At 70.0% G+C, this 25,217-nt stretch carries 18 protein-coding genes and 1 pseudogene; 4 read left to right on the plus strand and 15 right to left on the minus strand.

The window, feature by feature from the left end; translation table 11 throughout:
- Positions 1-302 precede the first annotated feature (302 nt).
- Positions 303-767, plus strand: a complete 465-nt coding sequence (locus ACGFT1_RS27155; protein WP_373911607.1) for a DUF5709 domain-containing protein — start codon at positions 303-305, stop codon at positions 765-767.
- Between the two features lie 293 nt (positions 768-1,060).
- Positions 1,061-1,411, plus strand: a complete 351-nt coding sequence (locus ACGFT1_RS27160) for a hypothetical protein (RefSeq protein WP_373911609.1) — start codon at positions 1,061-1,063, stop codon at positions 1,409-1,411.
- 112 nt (positions 1,412-1,523) lie between these two features.
- Here ACGFT1_RS27160 and ACGFT1_RS27165 read toward each other — a convergent pair.
- The 14 genes and pseudogenes from ACGFT1_RS27165 to ACGFT1_RS27230 all read right to left on the minus strand — a co-directional run.
- Positions 1,524-1,902 (minus strand): annotated as a pseudogene (locus tag ACGFT1_RS27165) (IS5/IS1182 family transposase); the annotation flags it as partial.
- Between the two features lie 39 nt (positions 1,903-1,941).
- On the minus strand, positions 1,942-3,189 hold the full coding sequence (locus tag ACGFT1_RS27170) for an extracellular solute-binding protein (RefSeq protein ID WP_373911610.1): 1,248 nt from the start codon (positions 3,187-3,189) through the stop codon (positions 1,942-1,944).
- A 250-nt stretch (positions 3,190-3,439) separates the two neighbouring features.
- Positions 3,440-4,465 (minus strand): helix-turn-helix domain-containing protein, encoded by a 1,026-nt coding sequence (locus tag ACGFT1_RS27175; RefSeq protein WP_373911611.1) that lies wholly within the window; start codon positions 4,463-4,465, stop codon positions 3,440-3,442.
- Positions 4,466-4,890: 425 nt separating this feature from the next.
- Positions 4,891-5,469 (minus strand): Dps family protein, encoded by a 579-nt coding sequence (locus tag ACGFT1_RS27180; protein ID WP_373911613.1) that lies wholly within the window; start codon positions 5,467-5,469, stop codon positions 4,891-4,893.
- A gap of 302 nt (positions 5,470-5,771) precedes the next feature.
- Positions 5,772-6,617 (minus strand): fumarylacetoacetate hydrolase family protein, encoded by an 846-nt coding sequence (locus tag ACGFT1_RS27185; RefSeq protein ID WP_373911614.1) that lies wholly within the window; start codon positions 6,615-6,617, stop codon positions 5,772-5,774.
- A 54-nt stretch (positions 6,618-6,671) separates the two neighbouring features.
- Positions 6,672-9,599 (minus strand): FAD-binding and (Fe-S)-binding domain-containing protein, encoded by a 2,928-nt coding sequence (locus ACGFT1_RS27190; RefSeq protein WP_373911615.1) that lies wholly within the window; start codon positions 9,597-9,599, stop codon positions 6,672-6,674.
- Positions 9,600-9,860: 261 nt separating this feature from the next.
- A complete protein-coding gene (locus tag ACGFT1_RS27195) occupies positions 9,861-10,715 on the minus strand; it encodes an alpha/beta fold hydrolase (protein ID WP_373911616.1) in 855 nt (284 codons plus the stop codon).
- A 103-nt stretch (positions 10,716-10,818) separates the two neighbouring features.
- Complete coding sequence (locus tag ACGFT1_RS27200; RefSeq protein ID WP_373911617.1) at positions 10,819-11,544, minus strand: alpha/beta fold hydrolase; 726 nt, start codon at positions 11,542-11,544, stop codon at positions 10,819-10,821.
- 448 nt (positions 11,545-11,992) lie between these two features.
- Positions 11,993-12,868 carry an alpha/beta fold hydrolase gene (locus ACGFT1_RS27205; protein ID WP_373911618.1) on the minus strand — a complete coding sequence of 292 codons (876 nt, stop codon included), beginning with the start codon at positions 12,866-12,868 and terminating at the stop codon, positions 11,993-11,995.
- Between the two features lie 128 nt (positions 12,869-12,996).
- On the minus strand, positions 12,997-13,722 hold the full coding sequence (locus ACGFT1_RS27210; RefSeq protein WP_373911619.1) for an alpha/beta fold hydrolase: 726 nt from the start codon (positions 13,720-13,722) through the stop codon (positions 12,997-12,999).
- 389 nt (positions 13,723-14,111) lie between these two features.
- The gene (locus ACGFT1_RS27215) at positions 14,112-14,597 is read right to left on the minus strand and encodes a DUF1269 domain-containing protein (RefSeq protein ID WP_373911620.1); all 486 of its coding nucleotides are present in this window, start codon (positions 14,595-14,597) and stop codon (positions 14,112-14,114) included.
- Positions 14,598-14,717: 120 nt separating this feature from the next.
- Entirely contained in the window at positions 14,718-17,018 is a 2,301-nt protein-coding gene (locus ACGFT1_RS27220; RefSeq protein WP_373911621.1) for a helix-turn-helix domain-containing protein, read from the minus strand.
- Between the two features lie 193 nt (positions 17,019-17,211).
- Positions 17,212-19,527: a tetratricopeptide repeat protein gene (locus ACGFT1_RS27225; RefSeq protein WP_373911622.1), complete on the minus strand. Its 2,316-nt coding sequence runs from the start codon at positions 19,525-19,527 to the stop codon at positions 17,212-17,214.
- A gap of 474 nt (positions 19,528-20,001) precedes the next feature.
- Positions 20,002-20,427: an SsgA family sporulation/cell division regulator gene (locus tag ACGFT1_RS27230; RefSeq protein WP_373911623.1), complete on the minus strand. Its 426-nt coding sequence runs from the start codon at positions 20,425-20,427 to the stop codon at positions 20,002-20,004.
- Between the two features lie 649 nt (positions 20,428-21,076).
- Here ACGFT1_RS27230 and ACGFT1_RS27235 point away from each other — a divergent pair.
- Positions 21,077-22,819: a pyruvate dehydrogenase gene (locus tag ACGFT1_RS27235; protein WP_373911624.1), complete on the plus strand. Its 1,743-nt coding sequence runs from the start codon at positions 21,077-21,079 to the stop codon at positions 22,817-22,819.
- A gap of 510 nt (positions 22,820-23,329) precedes the next feature.
- The gene (locus ACGFT1_RS27240; protein WP_373911625.1) at positions 23,330-24,469 is read left to right on the plus strand and encodes a helix-turn-helix domain-containing protein; all 1,140 of its coding nucleotides are present in this window, start codon (positions 23,330-23,332) and stop codon (positions 24,467-24,469) included.
- Between the two features lie 195 nt (positions 24,470-24,664).
- Here ACGFT1_RS27240 and ACGFT1_RS27245 read toward each other — a convergent pair whose 3' ends face one another.
- On the minus strand, positions 24,665-25,015 hold the full coding sequence (locus tag ACGFT1_RS27245) for a UBP-type zinc finger domain-containing protein (protein WP_373911626.1): 351 nt from the start codon (positions 25,013-25,015) through the stop codon (positions 24,665-24,667).
- Positions 25,016-25,217 lie beyond the last annotated feature (202 nt).

Genomic DNA, 25,217 nt, shown 5'->3' on the forward strand with positions numbered 1-25,217 from the left:
CTCGGTCGGGCCGACGCGTTCCGGATCCGGCCACGTGACACTTCAGCGGACCAACCGTTCGGACGGCAGCGCGTACAAGCAGACCAGTCGCGGACTCCCTCGGGATGTTCCGTCCACGCACTCCTGCGGATCAGGAGCGCACAGTGCCGCGAACGGCGGTCGTGTTCAGTGGCACCGCTCGGATACTGGTACCGCGTCACCGTTGCCGAGAAGGCGCCGGCGGGCGTGAGGGACCCTTCGAGGATGGCGGCTTCCGGTCGTCCGACCCGGATCGACGATGAGCACAGGTGAGGGACGAGACGATGACCGACGAGTTGATGGGTGACGAGGTCTACCAGCCGAACGGGGCGGAAGTGCAGGACGACGCCGGCCTGTTGGACGCGTCGGACACCTTGGACTACCGGAGCGGCACCGAGGCCCTGGACGAGGGCTACTCACCCCCGGAGAGGCCCTGGGGTGTGGAACACACCGGCGTCACGGCCTCCGAGCAGCAAAGGGGGGAGACCCTGGACGAGCGCCTCGCGGAGGAACTGCCCGACATCGGTGTCCCGGAGGGCGATGGCATCGGCGACACCTGGGACACCGATGGTGAGCTGATCGACTACGAGGTCGGCGACGAGCGCGCGGGACGGCTTGTCGCGCCGGACGAGGGCAGCCACGAGAACACCGAGTCGGACCTGTTCGCCTCCGACGTGGGGCTGGACGGCGCGGGAGCGTCGGCGGAGGAGGCGGCGATGTTCGTCATCCCCGGTCCGGACGAATACTGACGTCCCGACGCCGCGAGTGGGCACCGCACCAGCCGTTCGGCGACAGCCGGGCGGTCCGCCGCGACCTCCGCCGCACGCCACCACGTGCGGCGGAGGTAAGTGCCTGTTTTCGATCCTGAGCTGCGCGTTTGCCCGCTCAGGATGCGAAACGGTGCTGGTTCGGGTGCTTGCCGCAAACGCTGGGAGCGTGAAGTTGTCGAAGTCCGCATCATTCCCCCGGGGGTCGTCCTTGAGATCGGACACCGGCCGTGTGCCGTGGGAACCTGGGCGGATGGCTGATCGTCCTCTTAGGCATGCCTCGCGTTCTCATTCTTGGAATCGACCCGCGTGCAGTGCCCGGTATGGACGGAGACGCCCTTCGAGCGGCCCTCGATCAGGAACTGGCCCGATTCGGCGAACACGCCATCGATGCGTCCATGACGCTGATCGAGTTGGATGAGTCGGCCGAGCCGGCGATCGTTGCAGCGCTGTCCGAACACGACTGGGACGTCGTCGTCATCGGGGGCGGGATCCGCAAGCCGGAGCCGCTCCTGCCGCTCTTTGAGCAGGTCGTGAATCTGGTCCGGCGTCATGCGTCGAAGGCTGCGATCGCGTTCAACACGAGCGGCGGCGACAGCGTCGAATCAGCCAAGCGGTGGCTGTGAGCCAGAAGTCGCTGAACAGGCTTCGGTGGCGGTGGGAGAGTGTCGCTCAGGGCCGCGATCCGGGCCCGGCGACCTCTTGGCGGCGTTGCTGGCCGTCAGGGCCGGGGTGATCAGTCTCGTCGGGCCTCGCGGGAGGCTGGCTGTCCGCTCCTGCGGGAGCTTCGGCGGGTGATTCGCCTGGTCATGAGGGTGATCGCGGCCCAGGTGAGGAGCGATTCCGAGAGCTGGATGAGTCGCTCGTAGTCGCGCCCGTGCATGACCCAGGCATGCGAGCGCCCAACGACCCAGCGCCGGGGCGGAACGACGAACCCGGGGACGTTCTTCGGGCGGCTGACAGTCTTGATCGTCAGGTTCAGGTATGTCTTCGCCCAGGTCACGAGCTGGCCGGCATAGGCGCAGTCGGCCCAGACGATGGTGATCTCGGGGTGCATCAGCCGCAGTCGGAACAGCACTTCCCTGGCCGCGTTGCGGTCGGTCATGTCGGCCGGGGTGGGGGATCGAAAACAGGCACCAAGCGGCCGACTCGATCCTCAGGACCCGGTCGCGATGCGCTGGGCCCGCCGCAGTGCCTCCTCCGGTGTCGCCTCGCCCGTCAGCGCCGACTGGATCGCCGTGTAGATGCCGGTCGCCACCTTCGGCCACTCCACGCCGACCCGGCTGGTGCGGGCGCGGGCTTTGCGCACGGCGTCGGCGAACACGGCCATGGACGGTGTCTGCTCGGCGTACTCGGCGGCCAGTGAGGTGCGCGACGGCACAGTGGAGTACGCCTTGGCCACGGCCAGCGAGTCGCGGGGACTGTTGAGACAGGCGAGCACCTGCGCGGCCTTCTCCTGACGAGCCTCGGAGGCGCTCCGGGGGACCGTCCACACCTCGCCGCCCAGGGGCGTGACGACGGACTGCCCCTTCTTGCGGACCGGCAGGGGCGCGATCCCCCAGTGGAGGTCGCGGACCTCCTTCAGGGCGGAGATCCGCCAGGGTCCGTTGATCATCATGGCGGCCTTACCCGCGGCGAACTGGTCGTGGACGTCGGCCTGGTTCCAGTTCAGCGCCGACCTCGACACGGAACCGCTGCGCACCAGATCCACCCACAGCTGGAGCGCCTGCGCGGCCTGCGGGCTGTCCAGCTCCGTCTCCTTGCCGCCGTTGGACCACAGGAAGGGCAGGAACTGCCAGCTGCCCTCGAAAGTCGCGTTCGCATCGACCGCCAGCCCGTAGCGACCGGGGCGGGTCAGCGCGGCCGCCCCCGCCTCCAGCTCGTCCCAGGTCCGCGGCACGGCGACACCCGCCTCGGCGAGCATGTCCTTGTTGTAGAAGAGGGCGACGGTATTCACCGCAGGCGCCAGCCCGTACACCTGTCCCTTGTAGGTTCCGGCCGACAGGATGCCCGGGGCGTAACCGCTGTAGTCGATGCCGTACCGGCTCAAAGGGGTCAGCATGCCGGTCCGAGCGACCTGCTGCACATCGGGATTGTCCAGCATGAGCAGGTCGGGAGGGGTCCGCGAGGACGCCTGCCGCAGGACCGTGGGGACGAGCGCGGGCCCCGGAACACTGCGGTGCTCGACCTTGACGCCGGCTGTCCTGCCGCAGGCCGTGAGCCGCGCGCCCCATTGGGCGTGTTCGGTGCTGTCGGTGTAGTAGTCGAGCGCGGTGATGGTGGTGGCCTCGTCCGCGGACGAGGCCCCGCTCCCGTTCGCGCACCCGGGGACAGCCGATGCCAGAGCGGCCGACACGAGAAGAGCGGCGATCCGCCGCACGGCCGGTCTGACCGCTGAGCCCATGACGCTTACCCCTGCTCGGAAAACATTCGTCCACCTGTCGCGAGCGGGAGCCGATCCGAGAAGTCCCGCCGTGACCGGAGCATCGTAAAGCCGCTCACGGAGATTCCGGAAAATGAGGGGGGACGAGCAGGCATGAGCGGACTCCCGCCGGGGTAGTCGAAGCGGTTCGGCGCGCGACCCGCCGTGCCGCGTCGGCCGGCAGGGCCGTCGACGGGCGCGCGTGACGCGGGCCCGTCATGACGGCCACGTCTCATGCCGCGGTGTCCCCGACCTCACGCCGGGACGCAGGCGGGCCGGGGCGCCGCACATACGGCCCGGGCGACGTGTCACCCGGGGCAGACGTACCGGGCTCCCGGACAGCCGAGCGCCGCCACTCGGCGGGGGACATTCCGTACATCGCCCGGAACGCGCGGCTGAAGTGGGAGGCGCTGGTGAACCCCCACCGGCGGGCCACCGCGGAGATGGTCCGGTCCACCGTCCCGCAGCGAGCCAGCTCACGACGGCACTCCTGGAGCCGACGGCGCCGGATCCACCGGTTGACGGTGGTGTCCTCGTGCTCGAAGAGCTTGTGCAGGTAGCGGACGGAGATGCGGTGGGCGTGGGCGATGGAGTCCGGAGTGAGGTCCGGATCGGCGAGATGCCGGTCGATGAACGCCTGGATGCGCGGCAGCAGGTACCGTGCGGCGCCCGGCGCGTCCCCCATCTCCTGGTGCAGCCGCTCCTCGGTCAGGATCGAGAACAGGTCCACGACATGGCGCACCAGGGACTCGCCGGTGCCGGAGGACAACGTCGGCACCGTGTCCCCGAGCTTGATCAGCAGAGGTGACAGCAGCGAGCCCGACGGCGTGTCGGGTCCTATGGGGGTCGTCATCAGCTGTTGCAGGGCCGAATCCGTCAGGCCCAGGAGCCGCTGCGGGAGAAGGAGGCATGTCACGTGGAACACGGAGTCGAAGTCGACCCTCACCGGCCGGGTCATGTCGAAGAAGAGGGTGTCCCCGGGACGCAGGTGCGCGACCCTGTCGTCGTTCTCGACGGCAACGGCCCCCTTGACCACCGACATGACGATCAGTGGTTCGTCAGGGCCGGACGCGGCCGGACGCTCGGGCCGCCGTACCCGCATGGCGCCGCCCTGCACCGTGGTCACCTGCACGGGACCGAGCTGAGAGGTCCGGATGGTTCCCGAGTAGTCCGTGCCGTCGGGTATGGAGACGTCGACCTGTGTGAACGTGCGGGACAGGGCGTCGCCCCAGTAAGCCAGTCTCCGGTGGGCAGGCACCGCCGCCGTGGTGTAAAGGACCTCCGTCGGCTGTCTTCCTGTTGCCCTCGAGCCTGCGTCCGATGACATGTTCTGCGCCCTTCAGCCGGTGTGTCTACGGACACCGTGCCAACTCACCGCGACCGGCACATCGCGTGAACACGCTAGATGTGCGGCGAAGGGCGTCCGAGCCGGTGGAGAGTGCGGCGCCGGTGCGGGCCGCGGCGCCGCGGGGAGAAGGCATGGGGTCCTTCACCCGAGCTTGCCGAGCACATGAGCCGAGGGCCGCGTCCCGGCGCGGGGTGCGGCCCTCGGTCACTGCTCTCGTGTCCCCCGTGGCCGCGGTCCGTCCCCCCCACCTCACTGCCCCGCCGCGACCCTCTCCGCTTGGCGACGCGGTGTGACTCCGTGGAAGCGGCAGCGGCCCGCGCGCCCCGAGCGTCCGGTCAGACGCGGACCAGCGGCGTGTCGACCAGGTGCTCGGCCAGGAACCACGCCTGGAGTTCGCCGGTCCTGATCACCTGCGACACCAGCAGGTCATTGGTGCCGTCGTCCCCCATCTCGGCGGCGCGGGCAGCGGCGTCGTGGGCGTCGATGAGGATCGTCTCGTGAGCCTCCAGCAGACGGGAGAGCATCGCCGGCACCTCCTCCACGCCGTCCGGAGGCCGCGGGATCGACGTGATCTCCGCGACGTGCCGGGAATCGCCCACCGCCACGCCGCCCAGGGACTGCACCCGCTCGGCGATGGTGTCGACCAGTTCGAGCTGTTCCGCGGCGTGCTTGTCCAGCAGGAGGTGCAACTGGTAGAAGGTCGCCCCGCGCAGCAGCCAGTGGTGCTTCTTGTACAGGCCGTACAGGATCTGTGTGTCCGCCAGAGCCTTGTTCAGGCGCTGGCAGGAGTACATCCGCGCCTCGTAGGACAGGCCGAGCGGGTACTGCCTCACCGTCCCGAAGGCCTGGATCACCTCGCCCTTCTGGTGCAGCCAGGGCTGGCTGCCGCTCACGTGGTTCGAGCTGCTGGTCATGATGTGCCTCCTGCGGTGCCGTAAGTTCTGGGATGAGGCTAGGCAGGACGATGTGGCCCTCTTTGCTCCGCGACGCACACGGTGGTGCCCGACAGTGCACGAAGACCGCACCGTGTCGCCGGGTGACGGATCCACCTCCGCCGGCCGCGGACGCCGTGGGGAGGCCCGGGCCCCCGGCGGCGGCCGGCCGTGGCGCGGGTCGGTGACGGCCCGACACCCGCTGGAGGCCTTCACCGGTGGTGCCGCGGGGAGGTTTCAGCCGTGCGTGTGTCGAACGCTCCGGCCGTCTCCGCCCCTGGGGGTTACGCGGGCAGCAACCGCTGCCGCAGCTCGCCGATGCCCCGGATCGAGCTGACGAGTTCGTCGCCGGCCGTCAGCCATCGCCGGGGCGTACGGCCGAGGCCCACTCCCGAGGGCGTACCGGTGTAGAGGACGTCCCCGGGCAGCAGCGGCAGCACCTCCGACAGCTTCGCGATGAGAGCGGGAACGGGGAAGATGAGCTGCCGGGTGGATCCGTGCTGCACCTGCTCGCCGTTGACGCTGCACGCGAGTTCGAGGTCGTCCGGGTCGTCGAACTCGTCGGGGGTGACCAGGCACGGACCCATGGGCGAGAAACCCGGGTAGGACTTCGCGAGGCCGAACTGGGGCGCCGGCCCGCTCATCTGGAGGACCCGTTCCGACAGGTCCTGCCCGACCGTCAGACCGGCCACGTGGTCCCACGCGTCCTCTTGCCGCACCCGGTGGGCCGGACGGCCGATGACGACGACCAGTTCCACCTCCCAGTCCGTGTTGCCGCCCTTTGGCAGGACCACGTCGGTGACCGGCCCGGTGATGCTGCTGGCGAACTTGGTGAACACCGGCGGCATGCCCTCGGGCATGCCGAAACCGGCCTCGTCGACGTGCTCACGGTAGTTGAGGCCGACGGCGAGGAGCTGGCGCGGTGCGGGCGCCGGGGCGCCGAGGTCGGCCGGGGCGTAGGGGCGGCCGGTGCTCATGTCGGCGTCGGCGGCCCACGTCCGGAATTCGGACCAACGTTCGAAGATCGCCTGCGGGTCGGGCGGGAAACGGTGGTCACTGGCTTCATGGACGTCCACCGCCCGTCCACCCGAGACCAGGGACAGCCGTCCGGACACGTTGGCGATACGCATGACATTCTCCTGTGCTGGCTTCGGGAAGGGGTCCCGGGTCCGGACGGGCCGCGGTCAGAGGGGCCGGGTGACCCGTTCGAGGAGCAGGAGTACCGACTGGTACGGGCGGCCGGTGACGTGTTCCATGCCGATCTCGCACGTACGGTTCGCCGAGAGGTACGCGTCGTAGGTACCCGCCACGACCTCCTGCGCCTCGTGGGTGGTGGCCGACTCGGTCAGCTCCTTGTGGAGCATGCCTCGGTCACCGGCGAAGCCGCAGCACTCCGCGTAGACCGGGACACTCACGTCGTGCGCCACGAACCGGGCCAGCTCGTCGAGGTGCTCCACGTCGCCGAGGTGCCTCATGGAGCACGTCGGATGGATGACCGCGCGGTCCAGTTTCCGGGACGCCGTGAGATGCGGCAGCAGTTCGGTGGCCGCCCAGACCAGGGAGTCGACGACGTCGAGCTGTTCATGCCTGCGCTTGTTCTCCGGCGTCAGGTACGGGGTGATCTCGTGTCCGATACCGAGGGTGCAGGACGAGGCGTCGACCACCAGGGGCAGCCTGCCGCCGTCCGTCCATTCCCAGGCCTTTTCCACGGTGCGGTTGGCCATGAACGTGTTGCCGTCGTCGTATCCCTTGGAGTGCCAGATCGTCGCGCAGCAGGAGCCGGCCAGGTCCGGGGGCACCCAGACCGGACGGCTCGCCCGCTGGGAGAGTGCCACCACGGCCTCCGGCAGGGGGAGGTCCTCCCCTCCTTCGGGTCCCGCGAAGATCCTGTTGACGCAGGCCACGAAGTAGACGGCGGCGGCGCCCTCGCGCCGGGTCAGGGGCAGCCGGGAGGACGCGGGGGCGGGGATCGCGCTGATCCACTCGGGCACCAGGTCGGGTGTGACCGCCTTGCGGGCCACGGAGGTGGTGCGGGTGAGGAGGCGGTCGTCGACATGTTCCGCGACCCCGAGAGCGACGCGGACGGTCGCCTCCACGGCCGCGAAGTGCTCGGCGACGCGCTCCGCGTTCCGCTCGGCCCGACGCCCGTGCCGCTGGTGCCGGAACCCCTTCATCATGGCTCCGGTGTCGATGCCGACCGGGCAGGCGATCTTGCAGGTCGAGTCACCGGCGCAGGTGTCCACGGCATCGTAGCCGTACGACTCCAGCAGACTGTCCGTGACGGGCGAGTCGGCAGGCTGGCGCATCATCTCGCGCCGGAGCACGATCCGTTGCCGCGGCGTCGTCGTCAGGTCACGGCTCGGGCACACCGGTTCGCAGAAGCCGCACTCGATGCAGGGGTCGGCGACGGCCTCGATGGTGGGGATCGTCTTGAGATGCTTCAGATGGGCCTTCGGGTCCCGGTTCAGTACCACCCCCGGAGCGAGCACCCCGTGGGGGTCGAGTGCCCGCTTGACCCGCCACATCATCTCCACGGCCCGGGCCCCCCACTCGGATTCCAGGAAGGGGGTCATGTTCCGGCCGGTGGCGTGTTCCGCCTTGAGGGAACCGTCGAACCGCTCGGTCACCATGGCGCAGAACTCGTCCATGAACGCCGCGTACCGTCGTACGTCCTCAGGCCGGGAGGCGTCGAAGGCGAGCAGGAAGTGCAGGTTGCCGTGTGCGGCGTGCCCGGCCACCGCGGCGTCGAAGCCGTGGCGCCGCTGCGTCCCCGCCAGCGCCTCGCAGGCCTCGGCCAGCCGCGAGGGCGGAACGGCGAAGTCCTCGGTGATCAGCGTCGTACCGGTGGGCCGCGCCTTGCCCACGGCTGTCATGAACGCCTCGCGGGCGTGCCAGTAGGTGCGCGCCACGCCTCGATCGGTGACGAAGCCGTTGGTCACCGACGCCACGGGAGAGACCAGCCTCAGCCCCTTGACGACATCCGCGGCGGCTCGCTGGTGGGCGAGGTGGTCGTCCTCCGTCGCGGCGCGGAACTCGACCAGCAGCGCGGCGGTGTCCTGCGGCAGGTCCCGCCAGTCATCGGGCACGCCGTCCACGGCGGCGCAGGCGCGCAAGGTGTTGCCGTCCATCAGCTCCACGGCACGGGCTCCCGCGTGGTTGAACAGCGGCACGGCGGCGGCAGCGGAGGGCAGGTCGGGGAAGAAGAGAAGTGCCGTACAGGTCAGCTTGTCGAGGGGAACGGTGTCGAAGACGGTTTCGGCGATGAAGCCCAGTGTGCCTTGGGAGCCGACCATGAGACCTCGCAGGATCTCCACGGCGGTGGAACCGTCGAGGAAGGCGTCCAGCCGGTATCCGCTGGTGTTCTTCAGCTCGTACTTGGCGCGGATCCGCGCCACGAGCGCGCTGTCGCTCTCGATCTCGGCCTTGAGCGCCAGCAGGGTCGCGCACAGTTCCGGCTCGGCCGTCCGCAGGCGCGCCTCGGCGTCGGGGGCGGCCGTGTCGACGACCGTGCCGGAGGGCAGTACCGCGGTCAGGGAGGACAGCAGCCGATAGGAGTTGCGGGTGATGCCGGCGGTCATGCCGGAGGCGTTGTTGGCCACGACGCCCCCGACCGTACAGGCGCTGGAGCTGGCGGGATCCGGTCCCATCAGCCGGCCGTGCCGGGACAGCGTGACGTTGGCCCGCCCCACGGTCGTGCCCGGCTGGATCCGCGCCCTGGCGCCGCCGTCAAGGACTTCCAGCCCGGTCCAGTGGCGACGTACGTCGACCAGGATGTCGTCGCCCTGGGCCTGCCCGTTGAGGGACGTGCCGGCCGCACGGAAGACCACGTGACGGTGGTTGTCGCGAGCGTAGCGCAGCACGGTGGCCACGTCGTCGACGGTCTCGGCGATGACCACGACGCGGGGCACCAGGCGGTACGGGCTGGCATCCGACGCGTATCTCACCAGATCCGAGATCTTGTGCAGGACCTTGTGCGGGCCCAGTTCGGCGACGAGGGCGTCCCGCAGACCGTCCGGGGTACCGGACGCCCGGCCGTCGGCGACCCGGTCGACGGACGGTCCCTCCGTCGTGCGGGGGCGCAGCATTCCCGGCTTCGGATCGAGCAGCGGCATGCGGTTCTCCTTCTTTTCCGTGTCGTGGGCCGGCGCTGTGGCCCGGGATGGCCACGTCTCGTGGCAGGACGAGGCGTCCGTCCACGCCACGGAGGATTCCGCCCTTTCGGGAAGCCATGGCGCGCCGCCTTCCGTGGCTTCCGCCATCAGCGGAAGACGGCGCTACCGGACCCCGGGTGCGGCTCGGGCCAGGACCCTGGAACGCCGGCGTGTGCCGCCCCGCGCACGCCGGCATCGGTCACCCGGGTGTCCCGGTGGCGGTCAGTGACCGGCTCGGACGGTGCGCGCGGCGTCGAGGACCAGGTCGGTCACCGCGCGTGGGTCGCTCACCGAGACCGCGTGCGGCGCGCGGACGGTGACCGTGCGGGCCTTGGCGCGCGTGGCCATCCACCGCTGCGCGGCCGGCGGGATGTTGCGGTCCTCGGAGGCGATGAGGTACCAGCTGGGCAGCGTCTTCCAGGCCGCGGCGGTGGCTCGCTCCTCGAGCGCCGCCACGGTGATCGGACGCTGTCCGACGGCCATCGTCCGCGCCGTGACGAGCGGGACACCGGCCGCGAACTGGTGGCGGAACAGGTCCTGCCGGATGAGCAGTTCATCGCCCTGTCCACCACCGGGCAGAGGGTACTTCTGGGCCACAGTGGTCTCGGCCAGGGAACTGCCCGGATACTTGGCGGCCAGTGACGAGGCGCTCTCGCCCACGTCCGGGACGAAGGCCGCCACGTAGACCAGCCCCCTGACGTTCGCGGCCCCGACCGCCGCGCGGCTGATGACCGATCCTCCGTAGGAGTGGCCGACCAGCACGATCGGGCCCTGGATGCTGTCCAGGACACTGCGCACATAGGCGGCGTCACCGGCGAGGCCGCGCAGCGGGACGGGCGGGGCCACGACGCGGTGGCCGTGGCGCTGGAGTCTCTTCACCACGGGAGCCCAGCTGGAGGCGTCGGTGAAGGCGCCGTGGATCAGCACGATGGTGGGCAGTGTCTTCTTGTCCTCGGACGCCGAAACGGCCGCCAGGCCCCTCTCCGGGGCCGAGTTCGCGACACCGGCCGTGCCCAGGGCTGCGGCACCGGCCAGCATGGAGACGGTCATGGTGCGACGTGGGATCGAAGCGTTCATTGTGTGCTTTCTGTTCGAGGTGGTCTTCTGCCGTGCCGTCGGCGGCGCCCCCGGGCGCGACGGTGGGCCGCGCTCCGGGGGGGCCGAGTACCGGCGGGGCGGGTTACTTGGAGGTGGCCTTGACGGCTTCCTCGATGAGGGCGACGACGCGCTCGGGGTGGGCGAGCATGACGAGGTGGGAGGAGTCGACCTCGACGGTGGTCATGCCGGCACGCCGGTAACCGAAGCGCTCGACATCGGGGTTGATGGTGTGGTCCGAGGAGGACACCAGACCCCAGGACGGCTTCGTCTTCCAGGCCGCCGCCGGAGCGGCGTCCGCGAACGCCTGCGCGGCCAGCGGACGCTGGGAGACAGCCAGAACCGCCGCGACATCGGGGTCGACGTCCGCAGCGAAGATCGCCGGGAACTTGCCGACCTCCACCGACACATCGGTACCCGGCGTGTCGGACCCCTCGACCGGGAACGGCGTGTAGACCAGCGCCGCCGCCAGATCCGAATCCGGGAACCGGCCCTGGAGCTCACCCAGGCTCTCCCCCACCTCAAGGGCATAACCCGACAGGTAAACCAGCCCCTTGACGTTGTCCTCCACACCGGCCACCGTGATCACGGCACCACCGTAGGAGTGGCCGACCAGGACGACCGGACCCTCGATCTGACGGACGACCGAGGCCACGTACGCCGCGTCCCCGATCAGACTCCGGTTGGGCACCGCCGGAGCCACGACCTTCAGACCACGCTTCAACAGCTCGGGAATGACACTCGCATAGCTCGACGCGTCGGCGAACGCACCATGCACCAGAACAACGGTCGGACTCTCGGAAAGGGACATGATCGGGCTCGTTTCTTCGCTCATGAGATGTGGTGTTCGGCTACGGAGACTCGCTGCGGACTGCCGGGTCCGCGGCGTGCGGACGCTGCGGGGGTGAACGCCGGACGCGGCACGGGTCTGCGTAGCGAGGGCCGCCGATCGGTCGGCGGGTACCTCGGCCGGTGGCTCCCGGCCGGAACCGGCAGTTGGCTTACGGGACTTAAGCCGCGGGTACGGAGGAAACGCTACGGCTTACGTGGACGGATCACTTGCCTCTGCGCGCCCTGGCATGACCCATGAGCGCTCCATCCGTTCGCGTCCGTCGTTCGTGTGCGTCGTTCCTGTCCGCGGGACCCGGGACCGGCAGACAGAAGGCGGCAGCGGCCGGGACCGCGCCGCTGCCGCCCTCCGGCGTTCCGTGCCCGCCGGCCTTGCCGGCGGTGACAGGGAACAGCGGCATGTGGACCGCTCAGCCGTTCCAGCCGTCCAGGAAGGCCAGGAGTTCCGCGTTGACCACCTCGGGCTGTTCCTCCTGGCAGAGGTGACCGCACTGGGGGATCGCCACTCCCCGTACGTCACGGGCCATGCCCTTCCACACGTCGAGGACGTCGTAGGCCCTGCCGACGGCGCTGAAGTCTTCCCCCCACATCGTCAGCACCGGGCAGTCGATGAGCCGGTCCTCGTCCTCCCGGTCCTGAGCGACGTCCTGGGGAGCCGCGCGATAGTCCATGCACGAACCACGGACCGCCCCCGGCTGCCGGTAGGCACGGACGTAGACATCGATCTCCTCCGGCGTCAGCATCTCCGGGTCGTACGACCAGTCGCGGTAGAAGTGCGTCAGCCAGGCCTCTTCATTGCCCGCGATCAGGGCCTCGGGCAGGTCGGGAACCTGGAGGAAGGTGAAGAACCAGTAACCCTGCCGCGCGAGGGCCACGTCGTAGGTGTCGGCGATCACCCGGGTCGGGATGTTGTCCATCGCGACGAACCGGTCGATGCGGTCGCGGTGATCCTTAGCGAAGCGTGTACCCACACGCGCGCCGCGGTCGTGGCCGACCAGCGCGATCCTCTCGTGGCCGAGGTGGTCCATCAGGGCGACGGTGTCATTGGCCATCGTGCGCTTGTCGTAACCGGATGCGGGCTTCTCGGTGTCGCCGTACCCACGAAGATCCGGGGCGATGACGGTGTACTTCTCCGCGAGTACCGGAATCTGCTTGCGCCAGCCGTACCAGGTCTCCGGGAAGCCGTGCAGCAGATAGACAGGCGGGCCCTGGCCCGCACTGACCCAGTGCTGCTTTATTCCGTTGAGCACCGCCGTGTGGTGCGTGATCTCCGTCGAAACTGTCATGCTGACTCGCAGGCTCCTCAGGTATGGGGACAGGGCGGCATGTACCTGGGCGGAGCGACGCACAGGGCGGCGACTGTCTCCGCCCTGTGCGCGACTTCGCCCGCGGGCCGCTCCGCGCTGCCGGATGCTCAGCCGGTGGTGGCCTTGACGGCTTCCTCGATGAGGGCGACGACGCGCTCGGGGTGGGCGAGCATGACGAGGTGGGAGGAGTCGACCTCGACGGTGGTCATGCCGGCACGCCGGTAACCGAAGCGCTCGACATCGGGGTTGATGGTGTGGTCCGAGGAGGACACCAGACCCCAGGACGGCTTCGTCTTCCAGGCCGCCGCCGGAGCGGCGTCCGCGAACGCCTGCGCGGCCAGCGGACGCTGGGAGACAGCCAGAACCGCCGCGACATCGGGGTCGACGTCCGCAGCGAAGATCGCCGGGAACTTGCCGACCTCCACCGACACATCGGTACCCGGCGTGTCGGACCCCTCGACCGGGAACGGCGTGTAGACCAGCGCCGCCGCCAGATCCGAATCCGGGAACCGGCCCTGGAGCTCACCCAGGCTCTCCCCCACCTCAAGGGCATAACCCGACAGGTACACCAGCCCCTTGACGTTGTCCTCCACACCGGCCACCGTGATCACGGCACCACCGTAGGAGTGGCCGACCAGGACGACCGGACCCTCGATCTGACGGACGACCGAGGCCACGTACGCCGCGTCCCCGATCAGACTCCGGTTGGGCACCGCCGGAGCCACGACCTTCAGACCACGCTTCAACAGCTCGGGAATGACACTCGCATAGCTCGACGCGTCGGCGAACGCACCATGCACCAGAACAACGGTCGGACTCTCGGAAAGGGACATGACGGATCCTTCTGTGCTGGCCCGGAAGCGGATGGGCGGCTCGGTCTCGTGCTCTCGTAAGGCAGAAACCGAACACCGAGGCCGAGTCTGCTCAGGACCCGGAAGCCGACTTGCCCGAGTGTGCATGTCCTCGGTTCCGTGAGCGCCCTCAACTCGTATGGTGCCGCCCCGCACGCCGCGCCGTTGCCGGGATGCCTCGGCCAGGGTGCCGGTGTCGTCCGCCCCTCCGACGCCGCCCGGAGTCCTCTTCGGGACCTCCACCGGCCGGCCGGCGCCCACCGCTTCTTGTTCCGGGCACGGGAAATGGGCCGCTCGGCGCTTCACGGCGCCGAGCGGCCCAGGTGCGGCCTTGGTGCTGCCGGCACCCTGCCGGCCGGTCTACCCGCGCATCAGCCCTCGAACACTTCGCGCAGCCGGGCTTCCTGCTCCCTGGCGAGGCCGGATCGGATCAGCACCGCGTGCTCCTCGGGGAATGCCTCCTTCACGCGGTCCAGCACCTCGCCCTCGGACAGCAGGAAGAGCGCGGAGGTGCCTCGGGTCACCTGCCACTCGACCGACTCGATGAAGTCGTCGTCGATGCCGACATCGGCCCGCTTGCCGCCCAGGGCGCCGGCTGCGGCGCCGACGGCGGCGCCCAGGAGCGGCATGAAGAAGATGAGGCCGAAGAGCAGGCCCCAGAAGGAACCCGACAGGGCACCCGCCCCTACCAGGTCGGTGAGCTGCTTGGTCCTGGGCTTCTTCGCATCTGCCGGCCAGCTGACGGCGGCGGCGTCCACCACTTTGATCAGCTCCTGCTTCTGCAGGGCGAGCAGTGTCTGCTCCACCTGCGGAGCGCTTTCGGGCGCGTCGAACTTCCAGACGGTCGACGTGGCCATGTGGGAACCCTTCAGAGCACGGCTTTCCGCTCTCGGCAAAGGCCCGCGAGAACGTGTCCCACGCCGCCTGCCGACCCCTCGTGCGGTGGCGGCACACTTCCCTGCGCGCAGAGAAAAGGATCACCGTGACTTCACGGAGCCCGGCCGGGAGAGTCGGACACGCGCCTCCGAGAGGCGCTGGGGGTCGGCCTCGGAGCCGAGCGAGACGCAGGCCCGGAAAGCCTCCCGGGACTCCCTCTCCCGGCCGGCGGAAAGGAGGACTTCTCCCAGGTGGCACAGATGCATGCTCTTCACCGACGTGTTCCCGAGGTCGTCGCAGAGGCGGATCGCGGTACTGATGTGCGCGATCGCTTCGTCCCACCTCTCCAGCAGGGCGAAGGTCCGGCCGATTCCGGAGATGATGCCGACGCGTGACGTCCCGGCGACGTACGGCTGTATGAGATCGCCGGCCTCGTCCAGGAACGACAGGGTCCGCTGGTACGAATCGAGAGCTGCCGCGCCCAGGCCCTGTGTCAGGAGGTTGAGGGACCGGCCGAGCAGGGACTGGAGACTGCCGTGCAGATCGCCCGCCGACTCGAACAGCGCCGCTGCCCGGCTGTAGCACTCGCTCGCCTCCACGAGGCTCCCGAGGTTCCGGTAGGCCCAGGCCCGGTAGTAGGAGGACCACGCCTGTTGCGGTATGTCTCCGGCGCGCAGCGCCGCCGCCAGTGCCTCTTCGGACACGGGCAGGCTGTCGGCGGGACTGCTTTCGCACACGATGAGGGTCCACGCGTAGTAGTTGAGCTGCGCGGCTCTCGAGGTCTCGTCGCCCAGAGCCTCAGCGCTGCGCGCAGCCATGCTGAACACCTCGGGCCAGTGTCCCCAGAAGATCCACTGGTCGGAGAACCAGTGCAGGGCCTCGGCCACCTCCACCACCATGGCATGGTCCCCGGCTTCCGCCGCGGCGTGCAGGGCGGCCAGCCAGTTGATCCCCTGAACCTGCAGCCACTGGCGAGCCAGGTCGGCGGAGGACAGGTCCACCAGTCCCTGCCGGCTCGCCGGAGGCGCACCGTGGCCGGGCTCGAACCAGCGGCCCGCGACGATGGTCGTCTCCAGGAGCCACCGGTACAGGTCGGCCCGCACCTGTTCCCCTCCCTCCCGGCCCTCGTCGGCCTCCAGGCGGCCGTATGCGTACAGGCGCAGCAGGTCGTGCATCCTGAAGCGGTCGCCGTGGGTGCCGAGCAGACCTGCCTCGACCAACTCCTCCAGGACGTCCTCCGCCGACAGGAGGTCCTGCGCGAGCAGAAGTGCGGCACAAGCCACCCCCGCGTCAGGCCCGGGCACGACGGACAGGCGTCTGAACAACCGGGCGGCGTCCGGAGTCAGCTGGCGGTACGAGAGGTCGAACGCGGCCGACACGGTCCTGTCCCCGGCGACCAGAGCGTCCAGGCGGCGCTCCTCCACGGCCAGCCGGTCGGCCAGGCGGCGCACCGTCCAGCCGGTCCGTGTCGCCAGCCAGCTGCCGGCCAAGCGCAGGGCGAGCGGAAGGTAGCCGCACCGCCGGGCCACATCACTGAGTGCGGACGGATCGCTGGAGGCGCGTTCCTCCCCGATCACGCCGGTGAGGAAGGCGACGGCCTCCTCGGCGGCCATCTCCCCCAGGCTCAGCCGGTGCACGTTCCGCAGCCCGGTGAGCACCCGTCGGCTGGTCACCATCACCATGGCCCGACCACGCGCGGGCAGCAGCGGCTGTACCTGGGCTTCGTCGCGGGCGTTGTCGAACACCAGCAGGCACTGCCGGTCGGCGAGAAGGTTCTGGTACAGCGCGGCCTGACCCTGCGGGCCGGCCTTGACGAGTTCCGCGTCCGCTACGTGGAACGCCTTCAGCACGCCCAGCATGAGTTCCGCCGTGGACGGCGGCTCCGCGTCCATGCCGCGCAGCTCCAGGACCATCTGGCCGTCGGGAAATCGATGCGCCAGCTTCTGGGCCGCGTGCAGGGCGAGCGCGGTCTTCCCCATGCCGGGCGGCCCCGACACGGCCACCACCACGGGCCGGGAGCCGACGCCCGCGGACTCCTCCCCGTCGGCCTCGGGTGTCGCCTTCCCGGCCGCCAGCGTCGCCAACGACACCAACTCGTGCTCGCGTCCGACGAAGTCGTTGATCCCCCGGGGAAAGGTGCGGACGGCAACGGGGCCGAAGTCGTTCGCGCGTCCCGCTCGCGCGGCAGCCAGCAGCTGGTCACGCTGGTTCCCGTCGAGCCTCAGGCCGTCGGCGAGGGCAGCCACCGTACGCCGCTGCGGAGCCGCACGCCGGCCCCGCTCCAGATCCCCGATACCTCGGACACTGACGCCCGAGGCCTCGGCGAGGCCTTCGATGGTCAGGAACGCGCTCACCCGGAACTGCCGCAGCAGCGCTCCGAATTCCTGTCCTCCGGCGCTCACGTGGCTCGTCCCCTTCGTTGCCCGCGCCGCGGTCCGGTCTTCGAAGGACAGTCTCGGCCGAACCGGGAGCGCTGATTCGAAGTGCACAGTCTCAAGGGACCAGCGGCATCGCTGACGACTGTAACCTCTGCCGGTTTTGTCCAGCTGCCGCCCTCATGCCGTCGTGAGCGGTGTGAGGTGTCATCCGCCCGGGTCATGCCCGCTCCGTCTCTTGCACGGCGCGGCGGCGAGCGTCGAGGGAGTCGAGCCGCACCGCCGCTTCCCGAGCGGTGCGGGGGTCCGCATAGGGCCCCAGAGAAATGATCCGTGCGAAGACATCCCGCGCCTCCGCCGTGCGCCCCGTACCGAGCAGAACACCGCCCAGTTTGTTGAGACTCCGGCTCTCCAGTGCGGTGTTTCCGCTCTTACTGCTGAGCTCGATGGACTTCCGCAGGTAGACGACGGCCTCATCCCATTTCTTCAGCCGCTGGCTGACATGGGCGATACCGGTGTAGATCGCCGTCCGGGCGAACTCCGCGCAATGCCCCTCGATACGGTCATCTGCCTCTTCGAGGAAAGCGAGCGCGCGCCGGAATGCTTCGATCGCCTCCTCGTTGCGACCGGAAGAGGAAAGGACCATGGCGATTCCCTGCAGGGCGGTGAGGCTGCCCTGCGCGTCTTCCATCGACGTGAAGAGGTGGCTGGCCTGACTCATGTGGTCAGCCGCGGACTCGTGTGCGCTGAGGCGGCTGAAAGCCCAGGCCCGGTAGAAATGGGCCCACGCCTGCTGGGGTGTGTCGGCAGCGGCTCGGGCGAGGGCGAGGGCCTGGGCGGAGTGCGTCAGGCTGTCGCGGTGACGACCCTCGCACAACAGCCGCGCCCATGCCAGGTAATTGAGCTGAGTCGCTTGCAGGACGGGGTCGCCCAGTGCCCGCGCGCAGTCGGCGGCGGTGGCGTAGACCTCGGGCCAGTACCCCCAGAAGATCCACTGGTCGGAGAACCAGTGCAGGGATTCGGCCACCTCGACCACTGTGGTGTGTTCACCGGCCTCGGCGGCCACGCGAAAGGCGGCGAGCCAGTTCGCGCCCTCCACCTGGAGCCATTCCCGCCCCTTGTTCGCCGAGGACAGGTCCACTCCCCCGTCCCAGGCGGCGGACGGGGCCCCGTAGCCGGGCTCGAACCATCGGCCGGCCACGATCGCGGTCCGGAGCAGCCAGTCGCACAGAGCGGTCCGAGCACGCCCGATGTCGTCCGGGGTCTCCTCGGCGTGCAAGCGCGTCCGGGCGTAGAGCCGCAACAGGTCGTGCAGCCGGTAGCGGTCGCGTTCGGCACCCAGCAAGCCTGCTTCCACCAGTTCCTCCAAGGTGTCCTCGGCGTCGAAGACATGCTGCCCGGACAGCTGGGCGGCCCCGGCCGCGGAGACGTCGGGCCCCGGGACGAGAGCGAGTCGCCTGAACAGGCGGGCGGCTTCGGAGGTGAGCCGGCGGTAGGAAAGGTCGAACGCCGTGGACACGCGCATGTCTCCGGCGGCCAGTGCCTCCAGTCGGCCGTCGTCGGGGGCGAGCCGCTCGGCGAGTCTGTGCACCGGCGATGCCTTCTGCGAGGCCAGCCAGTTGCCTGCCAGGCGCAGGGCGAGCGGTAGATGTCCGCAGTACCGGGCGACCCTTTCCAGTGCGCCGGTGTCGGCGGACGCCCGCTCCCCGCCCACCAACGCCGTCAGCAGCGCCGTGGCCTCATGTGTGTCGAACCCGTCGAGCAGCAGGCGGTGCACGCCCTCCAGACCGGTGAGCATGCGCCGGCTCGTGACCACCACGATCCCCGTGCCGGATCCGGGCAGCAGCGGGCGCACCTGCGCCTCGTCACGGGCGTTGTCGAGTACGAGCACGAATCGCCGTTCCGCCAAGGTCTGGCGGTACAGTCCGATATGGCCTTGCGGGCCGACTTTCACCAGATCCCGGTCGGCGACCCGGAGTGCTCGCAGCACACCGAGCATGAGCTCGCCCGGCTCCGGCGGGTCCGCGTCCAGTCCCCGCATGTCCACTACGACCTGACCGTCCGGGAAGTGGTCGGCGAGCCGGCGAGCCGCGTGCAGCGCCAGCGTCGTCTTGCCCGCGCCCGGTGGCCCGGACACCGCCGCGATCACAGGCCGTACGCCCGGGCCGGACGCGGCGGCCTGTTCATCCGATGTCCGGCCGCCGGGGATCTGCCGTGCAAGCTCGATGAGCCATGACAGTTCGCGTTCCCGGCCGACGAAATCGGTGATCTCGCGCCGCACCGCCTGCACACCGACGGGGGCGTATCCGTCACTTCGCCCGGCGCGGGCCGCGCCCAGCAGCCGTTGCCGCTCCGCGTCGGACAGTCGCAGCCCTGCGGCCAGGGCCGTTATCGTGCGCCGCTGCGGAGCCGCACGCCGTCCCCGCTCCAGATCCCCGATGCCGCGAACGCTCAGTCCTGACGCCTCGGCCAGGCCTTCGATGGTAAGGGAGGCCGCCAGGCGCAGCTCGCGAAGCGTGGAGCCGAAGTCCGGCACTCCCTCGATCGTTCCTGTTGTCACGGCCGTCATGCTTTATCGCACCTCATCCATAACCCGATGACCTGCGAGTGCCTCGCAACAATCAGACGGTCAACTCATCTGCGCGCCGTAGCGCGACTGATCGGCCGCGCAGATCCACAAGAGTTCGCTCAGGGAAGTAAGGGGAGGTGCTGTGGAGGACGGATGATCGACGGTGATCGGCGACCACTGCTCATGAGTCGCGTCCGGTTGCCTCACGGGCCACTCGTCCCAGCCTGCGCACCGACATCAAGCGTCCCTTCGACTTTCTCCTGCCATACGAGGGCACGCTATGACGGGGCCGGGGCGGAAAGCTGTGACGATGGACTCAACCGGCCACGCGAGTGCACTCCCGGGCAAGAAGCGGTGCACTCCTGATCAAAAAGCTGCTGCCCGTCGCGCTCACTCGAGCCCCCAAGGCGGACGGCGTACGGGTTCGCCCCCGTCCGGCAGTCAGTCGGTGCGGCCCGTGAGTTCGGCGAGTGCGCTCTCGATGTCGACGTGCGAACCCTCCGCCCCCAGGGGCACCAGTTCACAGGCCCCCTCCAGGAATCTCGTCACCTCCGACACCACGATCTCGAGCAGGGCCGCCCCGCCGGCGGACCGCAGGACGATGCGCATGACGCCCGGGGAGCACCCGTGCCGGGGAAGGACCAGTACGTCTCCCGCACCTGCCGGCCGGCGCAGTCCCTCGACGAGCAGGTCGCGAGCCAACACCCAGACGACCGGCCGCGCCGGGGGCGCGCCCAAGGAAAGACGGACGGCGTACGGGTCACTCCGGTCGTAGTGCAACCGCGCGGGCAGCGGCACCCGCGGCTCCCCCGAGACGCTGACGAACACCGTGACGTCGCACATGACCGAAGCGAGCTGCTGACTCATGGACTCCCCCAAAGAAAGGATCACGACAGATTGGCCCTCTGTGCGACCGTAGGAACCCGTGCACCGTGCAACTTGTCGGCCCGTGCATGAGCGGTTGCTTCTGCAAGAACGATTTTCAGACACTGCCAAGCGGATCCACCGTGCTGGGCGAGGAGGCCTTCAACGCGCGGTCACACCGCTGCGGAAGGCCTCGGCGTCGGCGGTCACCGCATCACGAGGGGACCCCCCGGCGATGGCGTGACGCTCGGCGCGGCGCTTCCAACCGGCTCACCGGCCACGCCACAAGCGATCTCACTCGGCAAGTGCGTCATCGTGAACGAGCGTGGCCGCGCTCTGCGCGGCACAGGGCCGGGCAGAGCGCGGCGCCCGCGCCGGTGGCGCCGACGCGGGCGCCGGCATCCCGGACACCGGGCGACGGCCGTTCGCCGAAAAGTATCGCGCCAAGTGTGTGGGGGAGATCGAGTCCGCTCCGTATCCGAGATCCGGAACTCCCCGGCCTTCGCCCGATACGCACGGCGTCCCGGCATGGCGCACCGCATACCCGTCGAGTGCGCTGCCGGTTCTCATGCGGTGCGCTGACCGGCAAAAAGGCGCCTCACGCTCTCACTAGCCTGACCGCGCCCCATGACTGACCGGCTCAAGGAGTTCCATGGCGAAGCAGAGCGTTGCCGAACAGTACGTAGATCTTCTGGCCCGTGCGGGTGTGCACCGTATGTACGGTGTGGTCGGTGACAGCCTCAACCCCGTCGTGGACGCCGTCAGACGGCACCGGTCCCTGGAGTGGGTCCAGGTGCGGCACGAGGAGGTCGCGGCCTTCGCCGCCGGTGCCGAGGCGCAGCTCACCGGTCGGCTGGCGGCCTGCGCCGGTTCCTGCGGACCGGGCAACCTCCATCTGATCAACGGCCTGTTCGACGCCCACCGGTCGATGGCGCCGGTCCTCGCGCTGGCCGCACAGATACCCAGTGGCGAGATCGGCACCGGGTACTTCCAGGAAACACACCCGGACCGGCTGTTCGAAGAATGCAGTCACTATTCGGAACTCATCTCCTCGCCCCGGCAGATGCCCCGGGTGGTGCAGACGGCGATCCAGCACGCGGTGGGCCGGCGCGGGGTGTCGGTGGTCGCCCTGTCCGGTGATGTCGCGGACGAGGACACCCCGAGCGACGGAGCGGAGCTGGCGATACCGCTGGACCGGCCCGCCGTCCGCCCGGCCGACCACGAACTGGCGCGCCTGCGGGAACTGGTGGACGCCGCCGGGAAGGTCACGCTGTTCTGCGGCCGGGGCGTCGCCGGTGCCCACGCCGAGGTGATGGCGTTCGCCGAGAAGGTCAAGGCCCCGGTGGGCCACGCGCTCCGCGGCAAGGAGCACATCCAGTACGACAACCCGTACGACGTCGGCATGTCGGGCCTGCTGGGTTACGGCGCCGCCTACGAGGCGATGCACGAGTGCGACCTGCTGATCCTCCTCGGCACCGACTTCCCGTACTCCAACTTCCTGCCGCGCGACGTGAAGACCGTGCAGATCGACATCCAGCCCGAACGACTCGGCCGCCGCACGCAGTTGGACCTCGCCGTCTGGGGAGACGTACGCGAGACGCTGAAGTGCCTGACCCCCGCCGTGCGGGAGAAGCCGTCCCGGCGGTTCCTGGACCGGATGCTGGACCGACACGTCCACGCCCTGGAGAAGGCGGTCGGCGCCTACACCCACGACGTCGGAACACTCACCCCGATCCACCCCGAGTACGTGGCGTCGGTGCTCGACGAGGAGGCGGCCGACGACGCGGTCTTCACCGTGGACACCGGCATGTGCTGCGTCTGGGCGGCCCGCTACCTGACCCCGAACGGGCGCCGTCGCATCCTCGGCTCCTTCGTGCACGGCTCCATGGCCAACGCGCTGCCCCAGGCGATCGGCGCCCAGTTCCTCGACCGGGGGCGCCAGGTGGTGTCCCTCTCCGGCGACGGCGGATTCTCCATGCTCATGGGAGACTTCCTGACCCTGGTGCAGTACGGCCTGCCGGTGAAGGTGGTCCTCTTCAACAACTCGTCCCTCGGCATGGTCGACCTGGAGATGATGGTCGACGGTCTGCCTCCGCACGGCACCGCGTACCCGCACACCGATTACGCGGCCATCGCCACCGCCGCGGGCGCGCTCGGCATCCGTGTGGAGAGTCCGGGAGAGGTGCGCGGCGCTCTGCGCGAGGCCTTCAACCACGACGGGCCGGCCCTGGTCGACGTGGTCACCGACCCCGACGCACTCGCCATCCCCCCCAAGGCCACCGCGGAGCAGGTCAAGGGCTTCGCCCTGTCCGCCGGGCGCAGCGTCCTCACCGGCGGCGTGGGACGCATGATCCACCTCGCCCGCACCAACCTGCGCAACATCCCGCGCCCGTAAGTGCCCCGGCCGGTGAGACAGCGCCGGGCACGGTAGGCGAGGCGTGGCAAGCTCCGCCCGTGTCACGGGCGGTGATGCGGGCACCGGCCACCGAGCCACCATGAGGACGGCGACGGCGTCCATGCCGTTGCCGGAGAGCCCGGGAGCCGCGAAGTGCCGCGGCGCGGGCGTGGCTGACCGGTGGGCCACCGGGGCCGGCCACCGGTGGCATCGGCGGCGTCCCGAGCGTTGTCCGCGACGTCCGGTCGTCGTCCGGTCCGCCGCCCTTTCTGCCTGCTTAGTGCCTGGAGCCGGAAACGATCAGCTGCTTGGCTGGTCAAGGCGGGGAACACGGGCCGCAGTGTTGCTGCCTGACTTCCGTCGCGGGGGGGTTCCGCGACGCGACGGGACCTCCGCACGTGCCCGGGCACCGAGTGCCGCCTTCTCCGGCGGCACGCATCCGCCCGGTCCCTGTGCGCTCCAGGAGCCCACGATCTCCGCCGGTTGCACCTGGTTGGAGAGGAGAGCCGGATGAACCCGGTATTGACGACTGCTTCGGTACCCGATGAACACAGACTCACCCACTGGCGCGACGTGGTGGAGCGGGCGCTGGTGCCCGTGACCGTCGTTCCACGCGACGACGGTCCGTTCCTCGGCCGCGTCTGCACTGCCCGAGTCGGTACCCTGCGGGTCTCCACCACTGAGGCCGCCCCCCAGCGTGTCCGGCGGACGGCGGCCCACATCGCGCGCTCGCCCGAGCCGTTCGTGGCCGTGGGCGTACAGATGGCGGGCAGGACGACACTCGTCCAGGACGGCCGGCAGGCCACGGCGGACCCGGACGACCTCTTCGTCTACGACACCTCGCGCCCGTACTTCCTGGACCATCCGGAGCGCTTCGCCACGCGCGTGGTGCACATCCCCCGCCGCATGACGGCTCTGTCGGACGAGGATCTCGGCAGGATCACCGGCACCGCGATCGACACCGGGCAAGGGTGCGCCGCGATCCTGAGGCCCTTCCTCGCCACGGTGGTCGCCTCCGCCCACGTCTACTCACCGTCCGCCGCGGGCAGGCTGGCCAACGGCCTCGTCGACCTCTTCGGCACCCTGGTGACCGAGCTGACCGAGGAAACGGCGGCGGGGTCCGGGACCACGCGCAGCTTCCTCGTGCAGCGCGTCCGCGACTACATCGACGAGAACCTGGGCGATCCGGCCCTGTCCCCGGAATCGGTGGCGCGGGCTCACCACATCTCGGTGCGCTATCTTCACCGCCTCTTCGAAGACGAGGCCATCACGATCAGCCGGCTGATCCAGCGGCGCCGGCTGGAGAAGTGCGCCCACGAACTCGCCCGCCGCAGCCGCACGTCGCCCACGGTGTCCTCCATCGCCCAGCGATGGGGATTCGTCAACCCCACCCACTTCAGCCGGGTGTTCCGGGACGCCTACGGCCTCTCACCTCGCGAATGGCGCAGCGTCCGTCCGGAGGTGGGGTGTGACGACACGGGCGGCGGCTCGAAGCGCAGGCGCGGTGGCGACGATCAGCCCGCCGAAGGCGGTGTGGTCACCGGCCGGCGCATGACGTTCGGCGCGGAGGGTGGCCGCCGCGGCTCTCGCACGTCGTCACCGCACGGCGCCGCACCGACGCAGGCGCGCACCGGAGACAGGGTTCACTGAGCCGTCCGCGCCCCATGCCCGCACGCGCGCCGGACTGCGGCCTCGGCCACCGGCCCGGCTCCGGCGCGCTCACCGGGTGGCCGCACGCCGGCAGTGGGACGCGCTCCCGGCAACGGAAGACGCCGCCGCCGGGAGTGCACCAGGGCATCGGACGCGGCAGGGCCGCCGCGCTGCTGCGACGGTGACGGCACGACGTCAGCCCAGGTGCTCGGCCCAGTCGTCCGGTACCCGTCCCGCCGGTCCGGGGACGGGCTGGCCGGCGGGGTGGCTGTGCGGCGGGGCCAGTTCCGGTCCCGCCTCGTACAGAGTGGACGTGTCGTAGTCCCAGAACCAGCTCTCGCCGGGTTCGAAGCTCTGGATCAGGGGGTGGCCGGCCGACCGGGCGTGCGCGGTGGCATGCTTGGACGGAGAGTCGTCGCAGCAGCCCACATGACCGCAGAGAGCGCAGCGGCGCAAGTGGAACCACCAGGCACCGGTGGCCTCGCACTCGACACAGCCGGGGCCGCTGGGCGGGACATCGACATCGACCCCGTTCGGCATGCTCATTGTCTCTCCCTGTCTCGTCGGACGACGGACCGCAGCAGTGCGGGTACCGCCGGTGAAGATGCCGTGAGGCCGCCTCCGGGGTTCCGCTTCGCCTGGCGCGACTTTCGTCCACCGCGACGCGCCCAGGGGCCTGCGCCCGCATCCATGCCGGTGAACGTAGGCGCGACACCGGTACGTGGTTGCCCGGGAGCGCACCTGGTCG

The sequence above is a fragment of the Streptomyces sp. Y20 genome (assembly GCF_043195475.1).
Classification (GTDB): domain Bacteria; phylum Actinomycetota; class Actinomycetes; order Streptomycetales; family Streptomycetaceae; genus Streptomyces.